Origin of the sequence: Xanthobacter sp. (assembly GCF_041911315.1) — a bacterium.
GTDB lineage: Bacteria > Pseudomonadota > Alphaproteobacteria > Rhizobiales > Xanthobacteraceae > Xanthobacter > Xanthobacter aminoxidans.
Map to the genome: position 1 here is coordinate 23,772 of NZ_JAYRPE010000059.1, position 18,076 is coordinate 41,847.

Here is an 18,076-nt window from a genome sequence, read left to right on the forward strand (position 1 = left end):
CCCGGTGATGGACGGGGCGTTCCTTAAGGCACCGATGCGGGCCGCTGGCAACACCCCCTCTGCCCTATCCCTTCTCTGCCCTGTCCCTTCAATGCTCTTGGCCTGCGCGCGGCGCGGCCGCATAAGGGCGGCGCCGCCATGTTCGACACCAAGCTCCCCATCGACGCCGTGCTCGGCGACATCCGCTCGACGCTCGCGTCCACCCCCTGCGCCGTGCTGGTGGCTCCGCCCGGCGCCGGCAAGACCACGCGCGTGCCTTTGGCCGTGCTGGACGAGCCGTGGGCCACGGGCGGAAAAATCCTCGTGCTGGAGCCGCGCCGCCTCGCCGCCCGCGCCGCCGCCCGGCGCATGGCGCAGACCCTTGGCGAGGCCGTGGGCGGCACCGTAGGCTTCCGCACCCGGCTCGCCTCCGAGGTGTCGCGCCGCACCCGCATTGAGGTGGTCACGGAAGGCATCTTCACCCGCATGGTGCTGGACGATCCCGAACTCTCCGGCATCAAGGCCGTGCTGTTCGACGAATTCCACGAGCGCAGCCTTGATGCCGATCTCGGCCTCGCCCTCGCCCTCGATTCCCAGCGCGGGCTCAGGGACGACCTCCGGCTCCTCGCCATGTCGGCGACTCTCGACGGCGCCCGCGTCGCCTCTTTGATGGGGGTGGGCGCGCCGGCCCCTGTCATCGAGAGCGAGGGCCGCGCGTTTCCGGTGGAGACGGCCTATCTCGGCCGCGATCCGCGCACGCCCATCGACCGCCAGATGGCCGACGCCATCCGCCGCGCGCTGGACCGGGAAGACGGCTCCATCCTCGCCTTCCTGCCCGGCGCCGCCGAGATCCGCCGCACCGAGGCGCTGCTGCTGGAACAGGTGCGCGACCCCAAGGTCGATGTGGTCGCCCTGTTCGGCGCGCTGGACGCCGCCGAGCAGGACCGCGCCGTGCTGCCGGCGCCGGCGGGGCGGCGCAAGGTGGTGCTGGCGACCTCCATCGCCGAAACCTCGCTGACCATCGAGGGCGTGCGGGTGGTGGTGGACAGCGGCCTCGCCCGCGTGCCCCGCTTCGAGCCGGACGTGGGGCTGACGCGGCTTGAGACCGTCCGCGTCTCCCGCGCCGCCGCCGACCAGCGCCGGGGCCGTGCCGGCCGCACCGAGCCCGGCGTCTGCTATCGCCTGTGGAGCGAGGGCGAGACGGCAAGCCTGCCCGCCTTCGCCACGCCCGAAATCCTCGCCGCCGACCTCACCGGCCTCGCGCTCGACCTCGCCCGCGTGGGGGTGCGCGATCCCGCCGCCCTGCCCTTCCTCGATCCGCCCCCCGCGCCGGCCGTGTCCGAGGCGAAGGCGCTGCTGCGCCTCCTCGGTGCGCTCGACGGTGATGAGGCGGTCACGCCGCTCGGCCGCCTCATGGCGCGCCTGCCTCTGCCGCCGCGCCTCGCCCACATGGTCGCCATCGGCGCGGCGCGCGGCGTGGGCCGTCTCGGTGCGGAGATCGCCGCGCTGCTGGTGGAGCGCGGGCTTGGCGGCGACAGCGCGGACCTGCTTGCCCGCCTCGACGGCTTCCGCCGCGACCGCTCCCGCCGCGCGGAGGAATCCCGCCGCCTTGCCGGGCGATGGGCGGAGATGGCGGCGCGGGAGGCTGCGGCGGAAGAACCGGCGGACGGTGCGCCTCCCTCCCCCGCCGCCCTGCTGGCGCTCGCCTTTCCCGACCGGGTGGCCAAGGCCCGCGAGGGGCGGGCCGGGGAGACCCAGGTGCGCTTTCTGATGGCCAACGGTCGCGGTGCGGTTCTGGAGGGCACATCCCCGCTTGCCCGCGCGCCCTTTCTCGCGGTGGCTGAAGCCTCCGGCCGCGCCGAGGGCGCCCGCATCACTCTCGCGGCCGCTTTATCAGCGGACGAGGTGGAGGCGCTGTTCGCGGACGACATTACCTCCGGCCTCGAAGTCGCCTTCGACCCCACGGCCATGGCGGTGCGGGCGCGGGAAGTGCGGCGGCTCAGGGCGCTGGTGCTGGCGGCCCGCCCCCAGCCGGTGCCGGCGGACGCGGAGACGGCGCGCGCGCTCGCCCGCGGCATTGCGGATGCGGGCATCGGGCGCCTGCCCTTCTCCGCCGCCTCCCGGCAATGGCGCGAGCGCGTCATGTTCCTGCGCGCGGCCGAGGGCGAGCCGTGGCCGGACCTGTCCGATGCGGCGCTCGCGGGATCGGCGGAGACGTGGCTCGCGCCGTTTCTCACCGACCGCACGTCGCTGGCCGACATCTCGGGCGTCGACGTGGGCAACGCCCTTCACGCCTTGCTGCCCTATGAACTGACATCCCGGCTGGAGGCGGAGGCGCCCACCCATTTCACCGCGCCCACCGGCTCGCGCCTCGCCATCGATTATGGCGCGGAGGGCGGACCGGCGGTGGAGGTGCGGGTGCAGGAATTGTTCGGCCTCACCGCCCATCCCGCCATCGCCGGCGGGCGGGTGCCCCTCACCCTCGCTTTGCTGTCACCGGCGCACCGGCCGATCCAGGTGACGAAGGACCTGCCGCAATTCTGGCGCGGCTCGTGGCGGGATGTTCGCGCCGACATGCGCGGCCGCTACCCCAAGCACCCCTGGCCGGAAGACCCCGCTGCCGCCCCGCCGACCACGCGGGCAAAACCGCGCGGGACGTGAGGGGCGGAGCTTTCTGCCTTCGCTCAGGCGCCGCGCGGGCTGCGTGCGCCCTTCGGTATGGGCTACTCCGCCGGGATGGCCCGCGGCCGGCCCTCGCCGTCGATGGCGACGAAGGTGAAGACGGCCTCCGTCACCTTGGTGGACTGCTCGCTCTCGCGCGCCCGGCGCCAGGCCTCGACCTCGATGCGCAGCGAGCTGCGTCCCACCCGCGCGATGTTGGCGAACAGGCTCACCTCGTCGCCCACCGCCACCGGGGACAGGAAGCTCATGGCCTCCACCGCCACCGTCGCCGCGCGGCCCCGCGAGCGGCGCGCCGCGACATTGCCGGCGGCAAGGTCCATCTGCGACATCAGCCAGCCGCCGAAGATATCCCCGCTCGGATTGGTATCCGCCGGCATGGCGATGGTCCGGATGACCGGAATGCCATCCGGCATCTGCGACTCCTTGTCGTGCATCCCTTCTCCCCGCACGCCTGAGGCGCGCTCTGCGCAAACGTTCCGCCGGAGCTGATAGCAAAATTTCGCCGCAGCGCCGCCAAATTTGATCCATCTCAGAGAATCGGGAGCGGGGGTGTGGTTTCTAACACTTGTCCATGTCTTTTCGGGGCAGACAGGGCATGGATGACCGGCTCCGCCTTGCTGTGTGGGCGGAGCCGGTATCTCTTTCAGCCGAACCTTTTCAGAAGGCCGGCACATGATTCCGCCGGAACGAGGCTGACCTCGTTACCGGCGGTTTTCATTTTGGGCCGGTCGCATCGGAGGCCGCCATGGTCCAGACCCGTCCCGAAAGCCGCATCTCCCGCATCCGCCGCCGCGCCCTCGCCGCCACGGTGCTGGCCGGGGCGCTCGCCTCCGCGCTCGCACCCGTGGCGCAGGCCTGCACCCGCGCGGTCTATCTCGGCTCCGACGGCGTCGTCATCACCGGCCGGTCCATGGACTGGATGGAGGACATGCGCACCAATCTGTGGGCCTTCCCGGCCGGCATGGCGCGCGACGGAGCGGCGGGAGCCAACACGCCGAAATGGGTGTCGAAATACGGCAGCGTCATCGCCTCGGGCTATGACGTGGGCTCGGCCGACGGCATGAACGAGAAGGGCCTCGTCGCCAACCTGCTGTACCTCGCCGAATCCGAATATGCGAAGCCCAACGGCAAGCCGGCCCTCTCCATCAGCGTGTGGGCGCAATACGTGCTCGACAATTTCGCCACCGTCGCCGAGGCGGTCACGGCGCTCTCCGCCGAGCCGTTCGTGGTGGTCACGGCGGACCTGCCCAACGGCTCCGGTGCCCAGCTCCACCTCGCCATTTCTGATCCCTCGGGCGACAGCGCCATCTTCGAGTATCTCGGCGGCAAGCTGGTGGTGCATCACGGCCGGCAGTACCAGGTGATGACCAACTCACCGAGCTACGACCAGCAGCTGGCGCTCAACGCCTATTGGCAGGACATCGGCGGCACGGTGTTCCTGCCCGGCACCAACCGCGCGGCGGATCGCTTCGCCCGCGCCAGCTTCTTCATCAAGGCCATCCCCGCCAAGGCGGCGCCGGAGATTTTGTCCGCTGTTCCGGACCAGACCTACGCCAACCAGGCGGTGGCGAGCGTCGCCAGCGTGATGCGCTCGGTGAGCGTGCCGCTCGGCCTCTCGACGCCGGGCGAGCCGAACATCGCCTCCACCCTGTGGCGGACGGTGAGCGACCAGAAGGACAGGGTCTATTTCTTCGATTCCGCCACCAGCCCGAACACCTTCTGGGTGCCCATCGCCGATCTCGACCTGAAGGTGGGCGCGCCGGTGAAGAAGCTCGATCTCACCGGCGGCAAGGTCTATGGCGGCAACGCAGCCGCGCGGTTCGTGCCGGCGCAGCCCTTCACCTTCCTGCCCGTCAAGCTGGACTGAGGCGCTCGCGGAGCGCGCCTGCGCGGATCGTCACGCGCCCCTTACTTGTTGACGCGCTCCTACTTGGGCGGCGGCGCGAAGGTGTTGGTGGAGGGCGGCGGGGCGAAACCGCCGCTCGACGGGGGCGGCGCAAAACTGCCGCCACTGGTGCCGCCGCTGGAGGGGGGCGGTCCGAACACGTCCTTCGAGCCCGAAGACGACGAGCTGGAGGACGAAGAGCTTGCGGGGGGCGGCGCACTCGCGGCGGCGGGTGCCGGAGCGGGCTGCGCGGCGGCGGCCGGCGGCTTCGGCTTGGGCCGCGCGGCGGACGGCTTGGGCCGCTCGCGCACTTCCGGCGTGCCCTGCGGGTCGAAGCCCACATAGATGATGTAACGCTCCATCTCGTTCGGCTTCAGCAGCGGGAACGCGATCTGGTCCTCCACCACGGTGAAGGGCGCGTGGCCCGGATCGGCCGGCACGTCGACTGCAATGGCGAAGAACTTGGTGGTGACGGTCTTGGGCGAGGGTCCCTCGTTCACCACGGCGATGCGAACGGGCACCTTCACCTGACCCGGGCTGCCCTTTTCGCCCATGAGGACGCGACCTTCGATGCCCACCTTCACCATCATCATGCCGTTGGCGATGGTGCATTCGCGGGCGAGGCGGCCGATGGTGGCCTGATAGCGCAGCCCGCCGCCGGTCGTGACCTGCCAGCTGCCGGCGCCGGTGCGCACGGTGAGCATGGGGCAGTCATAGGACAGCTGATCCGGACCGGCGCCGACGACGAGCGAGCCGGAGTTGGCGCTGTTGACCACACCGGCAGAGGTGCCGCCCGCCACCGGCGTTGCAATGGCGGTGCCGCCGGCGACGCCCGTATCCTGCGCGCCGAAGGAGCCATCGAGGCCTTCACCACCGGCGCAACCGGCGAGGACCGCCGCCATCAGGCCCGGCAGCACAAGCCGCGCGAGGGAAAGCCGGGGCAACGCGAAACCGCGGCGCGCCGTCAGAGACGACAGGGGTGCGCACACGCGTGAAGCTGCCATCGCGGGCCCGTCGGTGGCCCGGATCTGCGCGACCGTCCGTGTTGCACCCGCCATATCTTCAACTCCATGGGCGCCCTGGATCGCGCGCTTATAGCAAAGGGAAGCCGGCATGAGGACTCCCCGCCCGCCCCTGCGGGTCCCCGGCGCCGGCTCCGTGAAAGTAAGGTTACCGCAGGCCGATCAGCCTCCGAGGCCCACCGGCTTGCCCACCACCACCGTCAGCGCGTCCTTCGCCGTGGCGAGACGGCCGGCGACGCGCTTGAGATCGTCGAGGGTGACGGCGGCGATCAGGGCGTTGCGACGGTCGATATAGTCGATGCCGAGATCGTCGAGCTGGATCTGCAGCAGCTGGCCGGCGACCTTGGACGAGGTGTCGAAGCGCAGGGCATAGCTGCCCATCAGATAGCTCTTCGCCTCCTCAAGCTCCTTGGCGGTCGGCCCGTCCTTCAGGATCTGGCCGAACTCATGGGTGATGAGGGAGATGGATTCCGCCGCCCGCTCGTTCTTGGTCGCGGTGCCGGCGAACCAGAGGCCGACGTGGGAGAGCGCCACCTGATAGGAATAGACCGAATAGGCCAGCCCCCGCGCCTCGCGCACTTCCTTGAACAGGCGCGAGGAAAAGGCGCTGCCGCCGAGGATGTGGTTGAGCACATAGGCCGGGATGAAGTCCGGATCGCGCCGCTCCAGCCCGCCGGTGCCCATCACCACCACCGACTGCGAGACGTCGAGGGGGATGACCTCCACGGTGCCGATCTTCTGCGGCGTCACATTGGCGACGGGGGTCAGCGTCGCCTGGGCCGGGAGCTTGCCGAACACCTCGTCGAGCCGCTTGCCCAGCTCCTCGGCGCTGATGTCGCCCACCACGGCGACACGCAGGTTGGAGCGGGCGAAGGTCTTGCCGATGAAGCCGGCGATATCCTCGCGGGTCAGCTTGGCCACGCTGTCCAGCGTGCCGTCCACCGGCCGGCCATAGGGATGGCCGGGGAAGGCGAGCGCGAACCAGCGGTCGTTGGCGATGGCGTTGGGCTCGGTGGAGCGGCGGCGCAGCATGGCGAGCTGGGAGGCCCGGATGCGCTCCACCGCCTCGCTGTCGAAGCGCGGCTCGTTCACGGCGAGGCGCAGCAGCTCGAAGGCCTTGTCACGGTTTTCCGAGAGGGTGCGCAGGGAACCGCGCATCTCGTCGCGGCCGGCGTCGAAATGCAGCTCCACCGCATGATCGGCCAGCGCCCGCTGGAAGGCGTCGGAATCCATCGAACCGGCGCCCTCGTCCAGCAGGGAGGACGCAAGGTTGGCGAGGCCGGCATGCTCGGGGCCGTCCTGAGCCGCGCCGCCGAGGAAGGCGAACTCGAAGGCAATGAGCGGGAGCGTGGTGTCGTGGACCAGCCAGGCCTTGATGCCGCCGGGGCTCGTCACCTCGGTGATGCGGCTCGACTGGGACTGCGCCGTATCGGCGGCGAGAAGGGAAAGGGCCATCGTAACCATCGCAAGAAAGAGCCGGGCGGCAGGGCGAAGGCCCGCGCCCGCGAAAAAGGCGCGCCGGCCCGAACGGACCGGCGAACGGAACACGAAAGCCGTGACGGTGGCCGTCACGAGCGATTGTCCTTCTTGCCGTCCGCCTTGTCGGCGTCGCCGGCCTTGGGCTCGGTCTGCTTGAGGTAGCCGGTCACGGCCCGGTCGGTGACGAGGTAGCGGCGGGCCACGTCGCGCACCTGATCGGCGGTCACGGCCTTGAGCCGCTCCGGCCACTCGCGCACGTCCTTGGCGGACAGGCCGGTGGCCCAGGAGGCGCCATAGATGCGGGCGAGCGTCGCCTGGTTGTCCTGCGCATAGATGGTGTCGGCGATGAGCCGGGTCTTGGCGCGGGCCAGCTCCAGGTCATCGACGCCCTTCTCCTGCAGCTCGGCCACCACCGCATCCACCGCCGCCTCCAGCGTCTCGAGGCTCACGCCCGGACGCGGGGACGCATAAGCGACGAAGCGGGTCGCGTCGTAGGCGGTTCCTTGATACCAGGAGCCGGCCCCGGCGGCGAGGCCCTTCTCCGCCACGAGGGTGCGGTACATGCGGCTGGTCTGGCCACCGCCGAGGATGTGCGAGAGCACTTCGAGCGCTTCCGCATCTCCCGGCGCAGCGGTCCGGGCCGAGGGCACGAGGTAGGAGCGCTGCAGGCTCGGCTGGGCGACGCGCGGGTCGGCCAGCGACACCCGCCGGTGGGCCCGCGGCTCGGGCTCCTGCGGACGGTTGCGCGGCGGGGTGTCGGCCTGTGCGACCTTGCCGTAGGTCTTTTCCGCCAGCGCCTTCACCTCAGCCGGGTCCACGTCGCCAGCCACCACGAGCAGGGCGTTGTTGGGGGCGTAGAAGCGGCGGTAGAAGGCCAGGGCATCCTCGCGGTTGAGGCCCTTGATCTCGTGCTCCCAGCCGATGATCGGGTGCTGGTAGGGATGGTTGACGTAGGTCGTGGCCTGCAAAACCTCGGAGAGGCGCGCGCCGGGATCATTGTCCGTGCGCATGCGGCGCTCTTCCAGCACCACGTCGCGCTCGGGCAGCACCACCTCGTCCGAGAGCTTGAGGCCGCGCATGCGGTCGGCCTCGAAACCCATCACGGTTTCCAGGTGCTCTTTCGCCACGCGCTGGAAATAGGCGGTGTAATCCTGCGAGGTGAAGGCATTTTCCTGGCCGCCGAGGCGCGCCACCTCGGCCGAGAACTGGCCCTGCGGGTGCGCATCGGTGCCCTTGAACATCAGGTGCTCGAGGAAATGGGCGATGCCGGACTTGCCCGGCTGCTCGTCGGCCGATCCCACCTTGTACCACACCATGTGGGTGACCACCGGGGTCCGGTGATCGGGGATGACCATGACCTGAAGGCCGTTGGCGAGCTTGAATTCGGTGACTTCGGGGCCCGCCGCATCAGCAAGGCGGGGAGAAAATGCGGCCGCTCCAGCGGCGAGAATGGCAACCATGGCGAGACGGCTCATCTGCACGTGACGATCTTTCGGCATTCGACGCGCCCGAAGACGCGTCCGTCAAGGAAAGATAGGGTGCCCGCCGCCGCAGAAAAGGACGGGCGACTGCGGTTTCCGTCCGTGCCCACCCTCGGTCCGCCCTTGCGCCGGAGCGCAGACGCCGTCACTGGCGATCGAACAGGGTCGGCAGCTTCCAGGGTTCCTTCTTCTCCTCCACCACGCCATAGGGAGCATTGGGGGCGGGCGTCTGGTAGCCGGTCGGTGGCTGGATCAGGTTCTCGCGGGTGGGCTCGCCGTTGAAGGTGAGCTGTTCCTGCTTGCCGGTCAGGCCGCCGAGCCCGGGAAAGCCGGAGGAGCCGAGCTGGCTGGGCAGCAGCACGTCGCGCTGGGAGCCAGCACCGACCGGCTCGGTCGGCGAGGAGCTGTTGCCCACCGCCCGCTTCTTGCCACGGTTGAGCTCGGACGGCATGAGCGGCCGGCCCGGATCGTCGCGCACGATCGGCGCCTTCGCCGCCTGCGCCGCGGCGGCGCGGCGCTGGAGGTCGTAATCCTTGGGCCAGTTGGGATTGGCCTCGGCAGCGCTCTTCTGCGGCGGGGGAAGGGCATCGGGCACGCGCGGCGGCACCACGAGGGGGGCGCGCTCGCGGTAGTCGATTTCCGGCTTCTCGTCCTCCTCCTTCAGCCCAAGAATCTGCATGGCGCTTTCGAAGATATTGGTGCTGCCGTCGAGGTTCTGCGCGGCGGCCGGGGCGGGCGCGGCGAGCGTCAGGGCAAAGGCGGCGAGCAGCGCGCCGCCCCCGAAGCGAAGCGGGATGAGGCGGAGTGCGGGGGGCAGGAAGGTGACGGCCGCGCGCGGCGCGGCATCAGCGCTATGCGGGAAAAGGGAAATCTCTCGCATGGGTCTCACGTCCTCGATGCCATCCTCTGATGCGTTCTCAAAGCGTGCGCGCTCACGGCTCGCGCTCAGCTTCGGACCGGGGCGCCATTGGCGCGGCCGAGGGCGGCGATTTTGAGGCGCCGCCGAGAAATGCATCGTAAAGAAGCAGGCCCACGCCGACAACAACCGCCACATCGGCGAGGTTGAACACGTACCAGCGGTATCCGAAGGCGTGCAGCGACACGAAATCGAACACCGCCCCATAGACCACCCGGTCCACCGCATTGCCGATGGCACCGCCGATGAGCAGGCCCAGCGCGAACGCCTCGAACCGGCTGCGGGCGCGGGCCAGCCACACGGCGAACAGGATGGCCGCCGCCACCTTGATGGCCACCAGCACCCAGCGCCCGGTCTCGCCTTGCGGAAACAGGCCGTAGCTGATGCCGTAATTCCACAGCGCGGCGAAGTCGACGAAGGGCGCGACGGGCTTGATCTGCCTGTCCCAGGACGCCGACCAGGCGAGCACGAGGCCCTTGGAGGCCTGATCCGCCACCAGCACAGCGAGAGCGACGAGAAGACCGAAGAAGATGGGACGGCGCTGCAAGGGGCCTCTCTCAGGAACGGCCGCTCTGGCCGATGGCCGGACGCGATCCGCCGTTCATAGACGAGGCCGCCCGCCCCGGCAACGCGAGGGCGGGCGGGGTTCGGTTCACTCCGCCGCAGCGCGCGCGGCGTAGAACTCCCGCAGCGCGGCGGCATCGCGCGGCGTGACGTCGGGGAATTCCGGGTCGGTGCCCACCGCGGGCGAGACCTTCCACGAGCGCGCGCACTTGGTGCCTTCCGCGCGGGCCGGCACCACGGCGACGCCGGGCACGTCCGCCAGCCGGAAGGCATCGGCCGGCCCCTCGCCGCGGATCAGCTTCGCATCCGAGGTGATGGCGATCTCGGCGAGGTCGAGGCCGGACAGGGCCTCGGCCAGCGCGTCGTCGGTCACATAAACCTCGGGCGCAGCCTCCAGGGAGGAGCCCATGCGCTTGGCGGCGCGCTCCACCTCCAGCGCGCCCAGCACCACGCGGCGGATGAGGCGCACCTTGCGCCACTGTTCCGCCAGCGCCTCGTCGCGCCACGCGGCGGGCGTCTCCGGGAAAGCGAGGAGATGCACCGAGCCCTCCTCATCCCCCGTGCGGGCGATGTAGGCCTCCTCGCAGGTGAAGGCGAGGATGGGCGCGAGCCAGGTGATGAGGCGGTTGAACACCTCGTCCAGCACGGTCAGGCAGGCGCGCCGCGTCGGCGAGGAGATGGGATCGCAATAGAGCGCATCCTTGCGGATGTCGAAATAGAAGGCCGACAGCTCGATGTTCATGAACTGGGTGAGCGCCGCGTGCACCTTCTTGTAGTCGAAGGCGCGGTAGGCGGCGCGGATCTCCCCGTCCAGCTCCGCGAGGCGGTTGAGGATGAAGCGCTCCAGCGACGGCATGTCGGCGACCGCGACCTTCTCCTCCGGCCGGTAGTGGTGCAGCGAGCCGAGCAGCCAGCGGATGGTGTTACGCAGCTTGCGGTAGGTGTCGGCCGTGGTCTTGAGAATTTCCGGGCCGATGCGCAGGTCGTCCGCATAATCGGAGGCGCACACCCACAGGCGCAGGATGTCGGCGCCCGACTGCTTGATGACGTCCTGCGGCGAGGTGACGTTGCCCAGCGACTTGGACATCTTGCGGCCGTCCTCGTCGAGGACGAAGCCGTGGGTCAGCACCACGTCATAGGGCGGGCGGCCGCGGGTGCCGCAGCTCTCCAGCAGGGAGGAATGGAACCAGCCGCGGTGCTGGTCCGAGCCCTCCAGATACATCACCTTGTCGCGCCCCGCGGGCGGACGTTCCGCCTTGAGGTCGGGGCGGACTTCCAGCGTGAAGGTGTGGGTGGAGCCGGAATCGAACCACACGTCGAGGACGTCATCCACCTTCTGCCAGCCCTCGGCGGCACGTTCGGCGAGGAAGCGGGCGCTCGCGCCCTCCTTGAACCAGGCGTCGGCGCCCTCGGCCGCGAAGGCTTCGGCGATGCGGGCGTTGACGGCGGCGTCCTTGAGGATTTCGACTTCGCCGTCGCCCTTGTCCTTCACGAACACGGCGATGGGCACGCCCCAGGCGCGCTGGCGCGAGACCACCCAGTCCGGCCGGTTCTCGATCATCCCGGTGATGCGGTTCTCGCCCGCCGCCGGCACCCATTCCACCGTCTTGATGCCGGCGAGCGCGCGGGCGCGCAGGGTGTCGGGCTCATTGCCGGCAAGCGTCGCCGGGCGGGGCGCCGCCTTGCCGTCCGCCGCGCGGATGTCCTGGTCCATGGCGATGAACCATTGCGGCGTGTTGCGGAAGATCACCGGCTTCTTGGAGCGCCAGGAGTGGGGATACTGATGCTTCACCCGGCCGCGCGCGAGCAGGTTGCCGGCCTTGATGAGCGCATCGATGACGGCGCCGTTGGCGTCGCCCTTCTCGCCCTTCTCGGTGATGACGCGCTTGCCTTCGAACCCGGGGGCCTGGGACGTGTAGAAGCTGTCCTCGTCCACCGTATAGGGGATCGCCGGATTGATGCCGCGCTCCTCCAGCCAGCGGCGGTGGTTCACCCACGCCTCGAAGTCCTCGCGGCCATGGCCGGGGGCGGTGTGGACGAAGCCCGTGCCGGCGTCGTCGGTGACGTGCTCGGCTTCCAGCAGCGGCACCTTGAAGGTGTAGCCGCCGAGCCCGAGGTCCGCGAGCGGATGGGCGAGGATGAGGCTGCCCACCACATCGGCGGGAACATCGCCGCGCCGCTCAAAGGCTGTGACGCGGGCGGCCTTGAACACGTCGTCGGCCAGCTTGTCGGCAAGGATCAGGCGATCGCCGGCCTTGGCCCAGTTGTCGGCCGGGGCGTCCGTGACCTCATAGACGCCATAGGCGATCTTCGGCGCGTAGGTGACGGCCCGGTTGCCCGGCATGGTCCAGGGGGTGGTGGTCCAGATGACGACGGTCGCGCCCTTGAGGTCGCCCTCCGACACCACCGGGAACTTCACCCACACGGTATCGCTGGTGAAATCCTGGTACTCCACCTCCGCCTCGGCCAGCGCGGTCTTCTCCACCACCGACCACATCACCGGCTTGGAGCCGCGATAGAGCAGGCCGTTCTCGGCGAACTTCATGATCTCGCGGGCGATCTGCGCCTCGGCCATGAACGCCATGGTGGTATAGGGATGATCCCAGTCACCCTCGACGCCGAGGCGCTTGAACTCCTCGCGCTGCTTGCCCACCCATTCCTCGGCATAGGCGCGGCATTCCTGGCGGAAGGCGACCATGGCGGCGGCGTCGGAGAAGTCGGGCTTCTGCTTGCCCTTCTTGCGGTAGTTCTCTTCCTCGATCTTCCACTCGATGGGCAGGCCGTGGCAGTCCCAGCCGGGCACGTAGTTCGAGTCATAGCCCAGCATCTGCTGGGAGCGCGTCACCACGTCCTTGAGGATCTTGTTGAGCGCGTGGCCGATGTGGATGTTGCCGTTGGCATAGGGCGGGCCGTCATGCAGCACGAAGCGGTCGCGACCGCGCCCGGCCTCGCGCAGGCGGCCGTAGAGATCGATGCGCGCCCAGCGGGCCAGCAGCTCCGGCTCCTTCTGGGGCAGGCCGCCGCGCATGGGGAAGGCGGTTTCCGGCAGGAACAGGGTCTTGGAATAATCGGGGGCGGACGCCTCGGCGGACGGCTTGCTCTCGGACTTCTCGGTCATGGAACGCTCGGGGGATGAAGGCAGGGTCGGGGCGGAAAAATCCCGGCAGCCCCCGCGCGCTCAGCCGCGCCGGCGGGGGGCCGGGCCGATAATTCGCGCCGCGAGGGGGCGGCTGCGGCGAGGCAGGACCCCGCGATAATGAGAAAATCCGCTCATGGTGCGGCTTCTATCAGGCGCGGAGGGCCGGGAAAAGCCCGCAGATCGGCGCAGCGCCAGCGCCCTCCGATTGCGGCGGGCAAAGAAAAACCCCGGCACCAACGGTGCCGGGGCTCTTCTTGGTTCCCCTCTTTTAAAGAACCACGGGGCGGCGACGAGGCCGCCCCGCCAGGATCAGGAGTGGTACGCGCGCTCGCCGTGCTCGTTGATGTCGAGACCCTCGCGCTCCACGTCCGTGGAGGGACGCAGGCCGACGATGACCGAGATCACGAACAGGATGACGGCGGTGCCGACGCCCGACCACACCACGGTCACGCCGACAGCCTTGAGCTGGGCGATGACCTGGGCGGTCATGTCGTAGGCCGCAACCGCACCGGTGGTGTAGTCGTAGATGCCCGTGCCGCCGAGCGAGGGGCTCACCAGGATGCCGGTGGCGATGGCGCCGACGATGCCGCCGATGCCGTGCACGCCGAACACGTCGAGGGCGTCATCATAGCCCAGCGCGTTCTTCACGGCGGTGCAGAAGATGAAGCAGATCGGCGACACGACGAGGCCGAGGACCAGCGAGCCCATGATGCCGGCGAAGCCCGACGGCGGGGTCACGGCGACGAGGCCGGCGACGATGCCCGAGGCGAGGCCGAGCATGGAGGGCTTACCCTTCACCAGCCATTCCACGAACATCCAGGACATGCCGGCCGCGCAGGTGGCGATGAAGGTGTTCATCATCGCGAGGGCGGTGGTGGCATTGGCCTCGAGGTTGGAGCCGGCGTTGAAGCCGAACCAGCCGACCCACAGGAGGGAGGCGCCGACCATGGTGAGCGTCAGCGAGTGGGGCGAGAGCGCCTCCTTGCCGAAGCCCAGACGCTTGCCGACCATGATGCAGGCCACGAGGCCGGCGATACCGGCATTGATGTGCACCACGGTGCCGCCCGCGAAGTCGATGGCGCCGAGCTGGAAGATGTAGCCCGAGTCCGCGTTCACGGCGTCGAGCGCGGCCTGCGCGGCAGCCTTGGCGGTGCCGTCAGTGGCGGCGGCGAGGGCCTTGGCAGCGGCGTCGATCGCATCCGGGCCGGCCCAGTACCAGACCATGTGGGCGATGGGGAAGTACACGAAGGTGACCCACAGCGGCACGAACAGCACCACGGCGGAGAACTTCATGCGCTCGGCGAAGGCGCCGAAGATGAGGGCCGGGGTGATCATGGCGAAGGTCATCTGGAAGGCGATGTACACCCACTCCGGAATGGCCACGCCCACCGAGAAGGTGGCGGCGAGGGATTCGCCGGTGACGCCGGAAAGGAACGCCTTGGAGAAGCCGCCGACAAAGGGAGAGCCGCCGGTGAAGGCGAGCGAGTAGCCGTAGAGCACCCAGATGAGGCCGACGATGCACACGCTGTAGGCGACCTGCATCAGCACGGAGAGCATGTTCTTGGCGCGCACGAGGCCGCCGTAGAACAGGAACAGGCCGGGCACCGACATCATCAGCACCAGCAGCGCGGACGTGAGCATCCAGGCGACGTCGCCCTTGTTCACGGTGGGGGCGGCAACTGCGGCGGGAACGGCGGTTGCGGCATCAGTCGCAGGCGGCGCCGTCTGGGCCAGTACCGGCGCGGCTACCGCCAGCGCCAGAAGAAGCGCGGGAACCCCCACGCGGGACCACGTCTTGGACGTCATGGATGAATGCTCCGTGAAAGAGATGAGGCTCAAAGGGCGTCGGCGTCGGTCTCGCCGGTGCGGATGCGCACGGCGTGCTCGATCGGGATGACGAAGATCTTGCCGTCGCCGATCTGGCCGGTCTTGGCAGACGCGGTGATCGCCTCCACCACCTTGGAGACCTGGTCGGCGGACACAGCGACCTCGATCTTCAGCTTCGGCAGGAAGCTCACGGCATATTCGGCGCCGCGGTAGATCTCGGTGTGGCCCTTCTGACGCCCGTAGCCCTTGACCTCGGTCACGGTGAGACCGTGCACACCGATACCGGTGAGGGCGTCGCGCACCTCCTCCAGCTTGAATGGCTTGATGATGGCCATGACGATCTTCATGGATCGGTCCCTGTCCCCTGATGCCGCTGCGCTTCCCGATGAAGCCCGAGCGGTGTTTTTCGCGGCGGCTTCGCCGAGCGGGTCGGGGAGATCCGCGCCGCGGCTGGCAAGCCTGCGGACAGAGGAATCAAGTACCGTGCCAAGAGAGGAGGACTGCGGCGGATGCCGGGAGTCCCGTGCATATTTTTCCGCCACGGCGCGCTTTGCAGGGGCTCCGCCGCCTGCTCGCCGCTTTTTGTGCCTATTTTTTAATCTCAACGCCCACGAGAGCGACACATCTCGTTCGCGCTTGCGTGATGACGCATTGCAACGCGCAATGCGGGGCCTGCCTACGGGCGCGGCGTGACCGGCCGCATGAGGCCTTCCTGTGCCGCAGAAGCGACCAGAATCCCGTCGCGGGTGAACAACTCGCCGCGGCAGAATCCCCGCCCGGCCGAGGCGGCGGGGCTCTCCTGGGTGTAGAGCAGCCAATCGTCGGCGCGGAACGGGCGGTGAAACCACAGCGCGTGGTCGAGGCTCGCCACCTGCACGTCCTTGTCGAACACGGACTTGCCGTGGGGCAAAAGCGCCGCCTGCAGCAACGACAGGTCGGATGCATAGGCGAGCACCGCCTGATGAATGGGCAGATCGTCCGGCAGCGGGCCGCGGGCGCGGATCCAGATGCTCGGCCGGGCCCCCGGCGACCCGAGATAGGCCATGTCCAGGCTGGTGGGCTTCACCTCCAGCGGCCGGTGCGCCATCCAGTCGCGGCCGGAGGCGCCGGGGAAGCGCGCCAGCAGGCGCTCGCGCCACACGTCGTCGCCGGGCAGATCCTCGGGCTGGGGCACGTCCGGCATCTGGCTTTGATGGGTAAAGCCCTCCTCCTGCTTCTGGAACGACACCGACATGCTGAAGATGGCTTCGCCATGCTGGATCGCCACCACCCGGCGGGTGGTGAAGGAGCGGCCGTCGCGGATGCGGTCCACGTCGTAGATGATCGGGACGGTGGGGTCGCCGCCGAGCAGGAAGTAGCCGTGCAGGGAGTGGGTGACGCGCGCCTCCTCCACCGTGCGGCGGGCGGCGACAAGGGCCTGGGCGATCACCTGGCCACCGAACACCCGCCCCCCGGTGGGCGATACGCTGCGACCCCGGAACAGGTTGATCTCGAGCGGTTCGAGGTCAAGGATGCCGAGGAGCTTCTCCACGTCGGGATTCTGGGCGGTCATTCAGGGGCTCGCCGATGGCTGCGCACCCTGCGGGCGGCAGCATCAAAGAAGGTGGAACGGGATGCGGGTCGCACGGTTCAGTCGAGGGCAGGACGCCACGCCCACGCCTCGACCGTCAACCCCAAAACGTCAGCCGTCTCCCCTATAGGCGAGCCAATCGCCCCCCGGCAGCGTAGAACGACGAACGATCATCAGGAGTGAAGGTCATGGGCTCCCCGAACGCACCGCTTCCGGAGACCGGCTGGTCCGCAAACCCGGCCGCGGCCGATCGCGCGCCGGAACGGGCACAGGCGGAGCGGGCCGATGTCGCCATCGTCGGCGGCGGCCTCGCGGGCCTGAGCCTCGCCCTCGCCTTGCGCCAGGGCCTCGGCCCGGATGCGGATATCGCCCTTTACGACCCGACCCTTTCCCGCGCCGGGCTGGATGACGGGCGCTGCTCCGCCATCGCCGCCTGCGCCCGGCGCATGCTCACCAGCCTCGGTGTCTGGCACGAGATCGCCGCCAGGGCCGAGCCCATGCGCACCATGGTCGTGACAGACAGCCGCACCAAGGACGTGGCGCGCCCCACCTTCCTCACCTTCGACGGCGATGTGGAGCCGGGCGAACCCTTCGCCTTCATGGTGCCGAACCTCGATTTGCAGCAGGCGCTGGTGGCAGCCGCCCGTTCCGCCGGCATCGACCTGCGCGAAGAGGCGGTGACATCGTTCCGCAGCGAGGGCGGCGGGGTCGAGCTGGCCTCCGCCTCGGGCGTACCGCTGCGCGCCGGCCTGCTGGTGGCGTGCGACGGCGCGCGCTCGCGCATTCGCGAGATGGCGGGCATCTCCACCGTGTCGTGGGGCTATGGGCAGAGCGGCATCACCTTCGTGGTGGAGCACGAGCGCCCGCATGAAGGCCGCGCCGAAGAGCATTTCCTGCCCGCCGGCCCGTTCGCCATCCTGCCCTTGCCGGGCAACCGCTGCTCGGTGGTGTGGACCGAGCGCACCGCCGATGCGGACCGTCTCCTCGCCCTGCCCTCCGCCATCTTCCAGGAGGAGCTGGAGCAGCGCTTCGGCCATCGCCTGGGCTGGGTGAAGCCGGTGACGAAGCCCCGCGCCTATCCCCTCGGCTTCGCCATGGCCCGCGCCTTCATCGGCGACCGCCTCGCGCTGGTGGGCGATGCCGCCCACGTCATCCATCCCATCGCCGGGCAGGGCCTGAACATGGGCCTGCGCGACGTGGCCGCCCTCGCCGAGGTGGTGACGGATGCCGCGCGGGTCGGCCTCGACTTCGCCTCCCCCACCACGCTGGAGCGCTACCAGCGCTGGCGGCGGTTCGACACCTTGGCCATGGGCGTCGCGACCGACGGGCTCAACCGCCTGTTCTCCAACCATTCCGACGCCCTGCGCGCCATCCGCGACGTGGGCCTCGGGCTGGTGGACCGCCTGCCCCGCCTCAAGGGCCTGTTCATCAAGGATGCCGCCGGCCTCACCGGCGAGGTGCCGAAGCTGCTGCGCGGCGAGACGCTCTGAGGCGAGACGCTTCCCCATCTTGCCCTGCCCGGCCCCGCCTGC

The 18,076-nt window shown here is 69.6% G+C and carries 13 protein-coding genes; 3 read left to right on the plus strand and 10 right to left on the minus strand.

Going from position 1 to position 18,076, the window contains the following annotated elements; genetic code table 11:
• Positions 1–138 precede the first annotated feature (138 nt).
• Complete coding sequence (hrpB, locus tag ACE3QW_RS17305) at positions 139–2,640, plus strand: ATP-dependent helicase HrpB (RefSeq protein ID WP_374252803.1); 2,502 nt, start codon at positions 139–141, stop codon at positions 2,638–2,640.
• A 62-nt stretch (positions 2,641–2,702) separates the two neighbouring features.
• On the opposite strand, the gene ACE3QW_RS17310 is transcribed toward hrpB, so the two are convergent.
• Positions 2,703–3,095 carry an acyl-CoA thioesterase gene (locus ACE3QW_RS17310; protein WP_250165349.1) on the minus strand — a complete coding sequence of 131 codons (393 nt, stop codon included), beginning with the start codon at positions 3,093–3,095 and terminating at the stop codon, positions 2,703–2,705.
• Positions 3,096–3,406: 311 nt separating this feature from the next.
• On the opposite strand from ACE3QW_RS17310, the gene ACE3QW_RS17315 reads away from it, so the two are divergent.
• A complete protein-coding gene (locus tag ACE3QW_RS17315; RefSeq protein ID WP_374252805.1) occupies positions 3,407–4,528 on the plus strand; it encodes a linear amide C-N hydrolase in 1,122 nt (373 codons plus the stop codon).
• Between the two features lie 59 nt (positions 4,529–4,587).
• Here ACE3QW_RS17315 and ACE3QW_RS17320 read toward each other — a convergent pair whose 3' ends face one another.
• From ACE3QW_RS17320 to tesB, 9 genes are all read right to left on the minus strand, one after another.
• Positions 4,588–5,490 carry a hypothetical protein gene (locus tag ACE3QW_RS17320; RefSeq protein WP_374252807.1) on the minus strand — a complete coding sequence of 301 codons (903 nt, stop codon included), beginning with the start codon at positions 5,488–5,490 and terminating at the stop codon, positions 4,588–4,590.
• A 240-nt stretch (positions 5,491–5,730) separates the two neighbouring features.
• The gene (locus ACE3QW_RS17325; RefSeq protein WP_374252809.1) at positions 5,731–7,023 is read right to left on the minus strand and encodes a M16 family metallopeptidase; all 1,293 of its coding nucleotides are present in this window, start codon (positions 7,021–7,023) and stop codon (positions 5,731–5,733) included.
• A 113-nt stretch (positions 7,024–7,136) separates the two neighbouring features.
• Positions 7,137–8,546 (minus strand): M16 family metallopeptidase, encoded by a 1,410-nt coding sequence (locus tag ACE3QW_RS17330; RefSeq protein ID WP_374252811.1) that lies wholly within the window; start codon positions 8,544–8,546, stop codon positions 7,137–7,139.
• Positions 8,547–8,673: 127 nt separating this feature from the next.
• Positions 8,674–9,408, minus strand: coding sequence for a hypothetical protein (locus ACE3QW_RS17335; RefSeq protein ID WP_374252813.1), 735 nt, complete (start codon positions 9,406–9,408; stop codon positions 8,674–8,676).
• A gap of 52 nt (positions 9,409–9,460) precedes the next feature.
• Positions 9,461–9,991 (minus strand): signal peptidase II, encoded by a 531-nt coding sequence (gene lspA / locus ACE3QW_RS17340; protein ID WP_374252814.1) that lies wholly within the window; start codon positions 9,989–9,991, stop codon positions 9,461–9,463.
• Positions 9,992–10,096: 105 nt separating this feature from the next.
• Positions 10,097–13,126 (minus strand): isoleucine--tRNA ligase, encoded by a 3,030-nt coding sequence (gene ileS / locus ACE3QW_RS17345; protein ID WP_374252815.1) that lies wholly within the window; start codon positions 13,124–13,126, stop codon positions 10,097–10,099.
• Positions 13,127–13,456: 330 nt separating this feature from the next.
• Entirely contained in the window at positions 13,457–14,953 is a 1,497-nt protein-coding gene (locus tag ACE3QW_RS17350; RefSeq protein ID WP_024276770.1) for an ammonium transporter, read from the minus strand.
• A 29-nt stretch (positions 14,954–14,982) separates the two neighbouring features.
• Entirely contained in the window at positions 14,983–15,321 is a 339-nt protein-coding gene (locus ACE3QW_RS17355; protein WP_024276769.1) for a P-II family nitrogen regulator, read from the minus strand.
• 329 nt (positions 15,322–15,650) lie between these two features.
• A complete protein-coding gene (gene tesB, locus ACE3QW_RS17360; RefSeq protein ID WP_250165356.1) occupies positions 15,651–16,526 on the minus strand; it encodes an acyl-CoA thioesterase II in 876 nt (291 codons plus the stop codon).
• A 206-nt stretch (positions 16,527–16,732) separates the two neighbouring features.
• Between tesB and ACE3QW_RS17365 the strand changes: the two genes are divergently transcribed.
• Positions 16,733–18,034: a ubiquinone biosynthesis hydroxylase gene (locus tag ACE3QW_RS17365; RefSeq protein WP_250165357.1), complete on the plus strand. Its 1,302-nt coding sequence runs from the start codon at positions 16,733–16,735 to the stop codon at positions 18,032–18,034.
• The last annotated feature ends 42 nt before the right edge of the window (positions 18,035–18,076 follow it).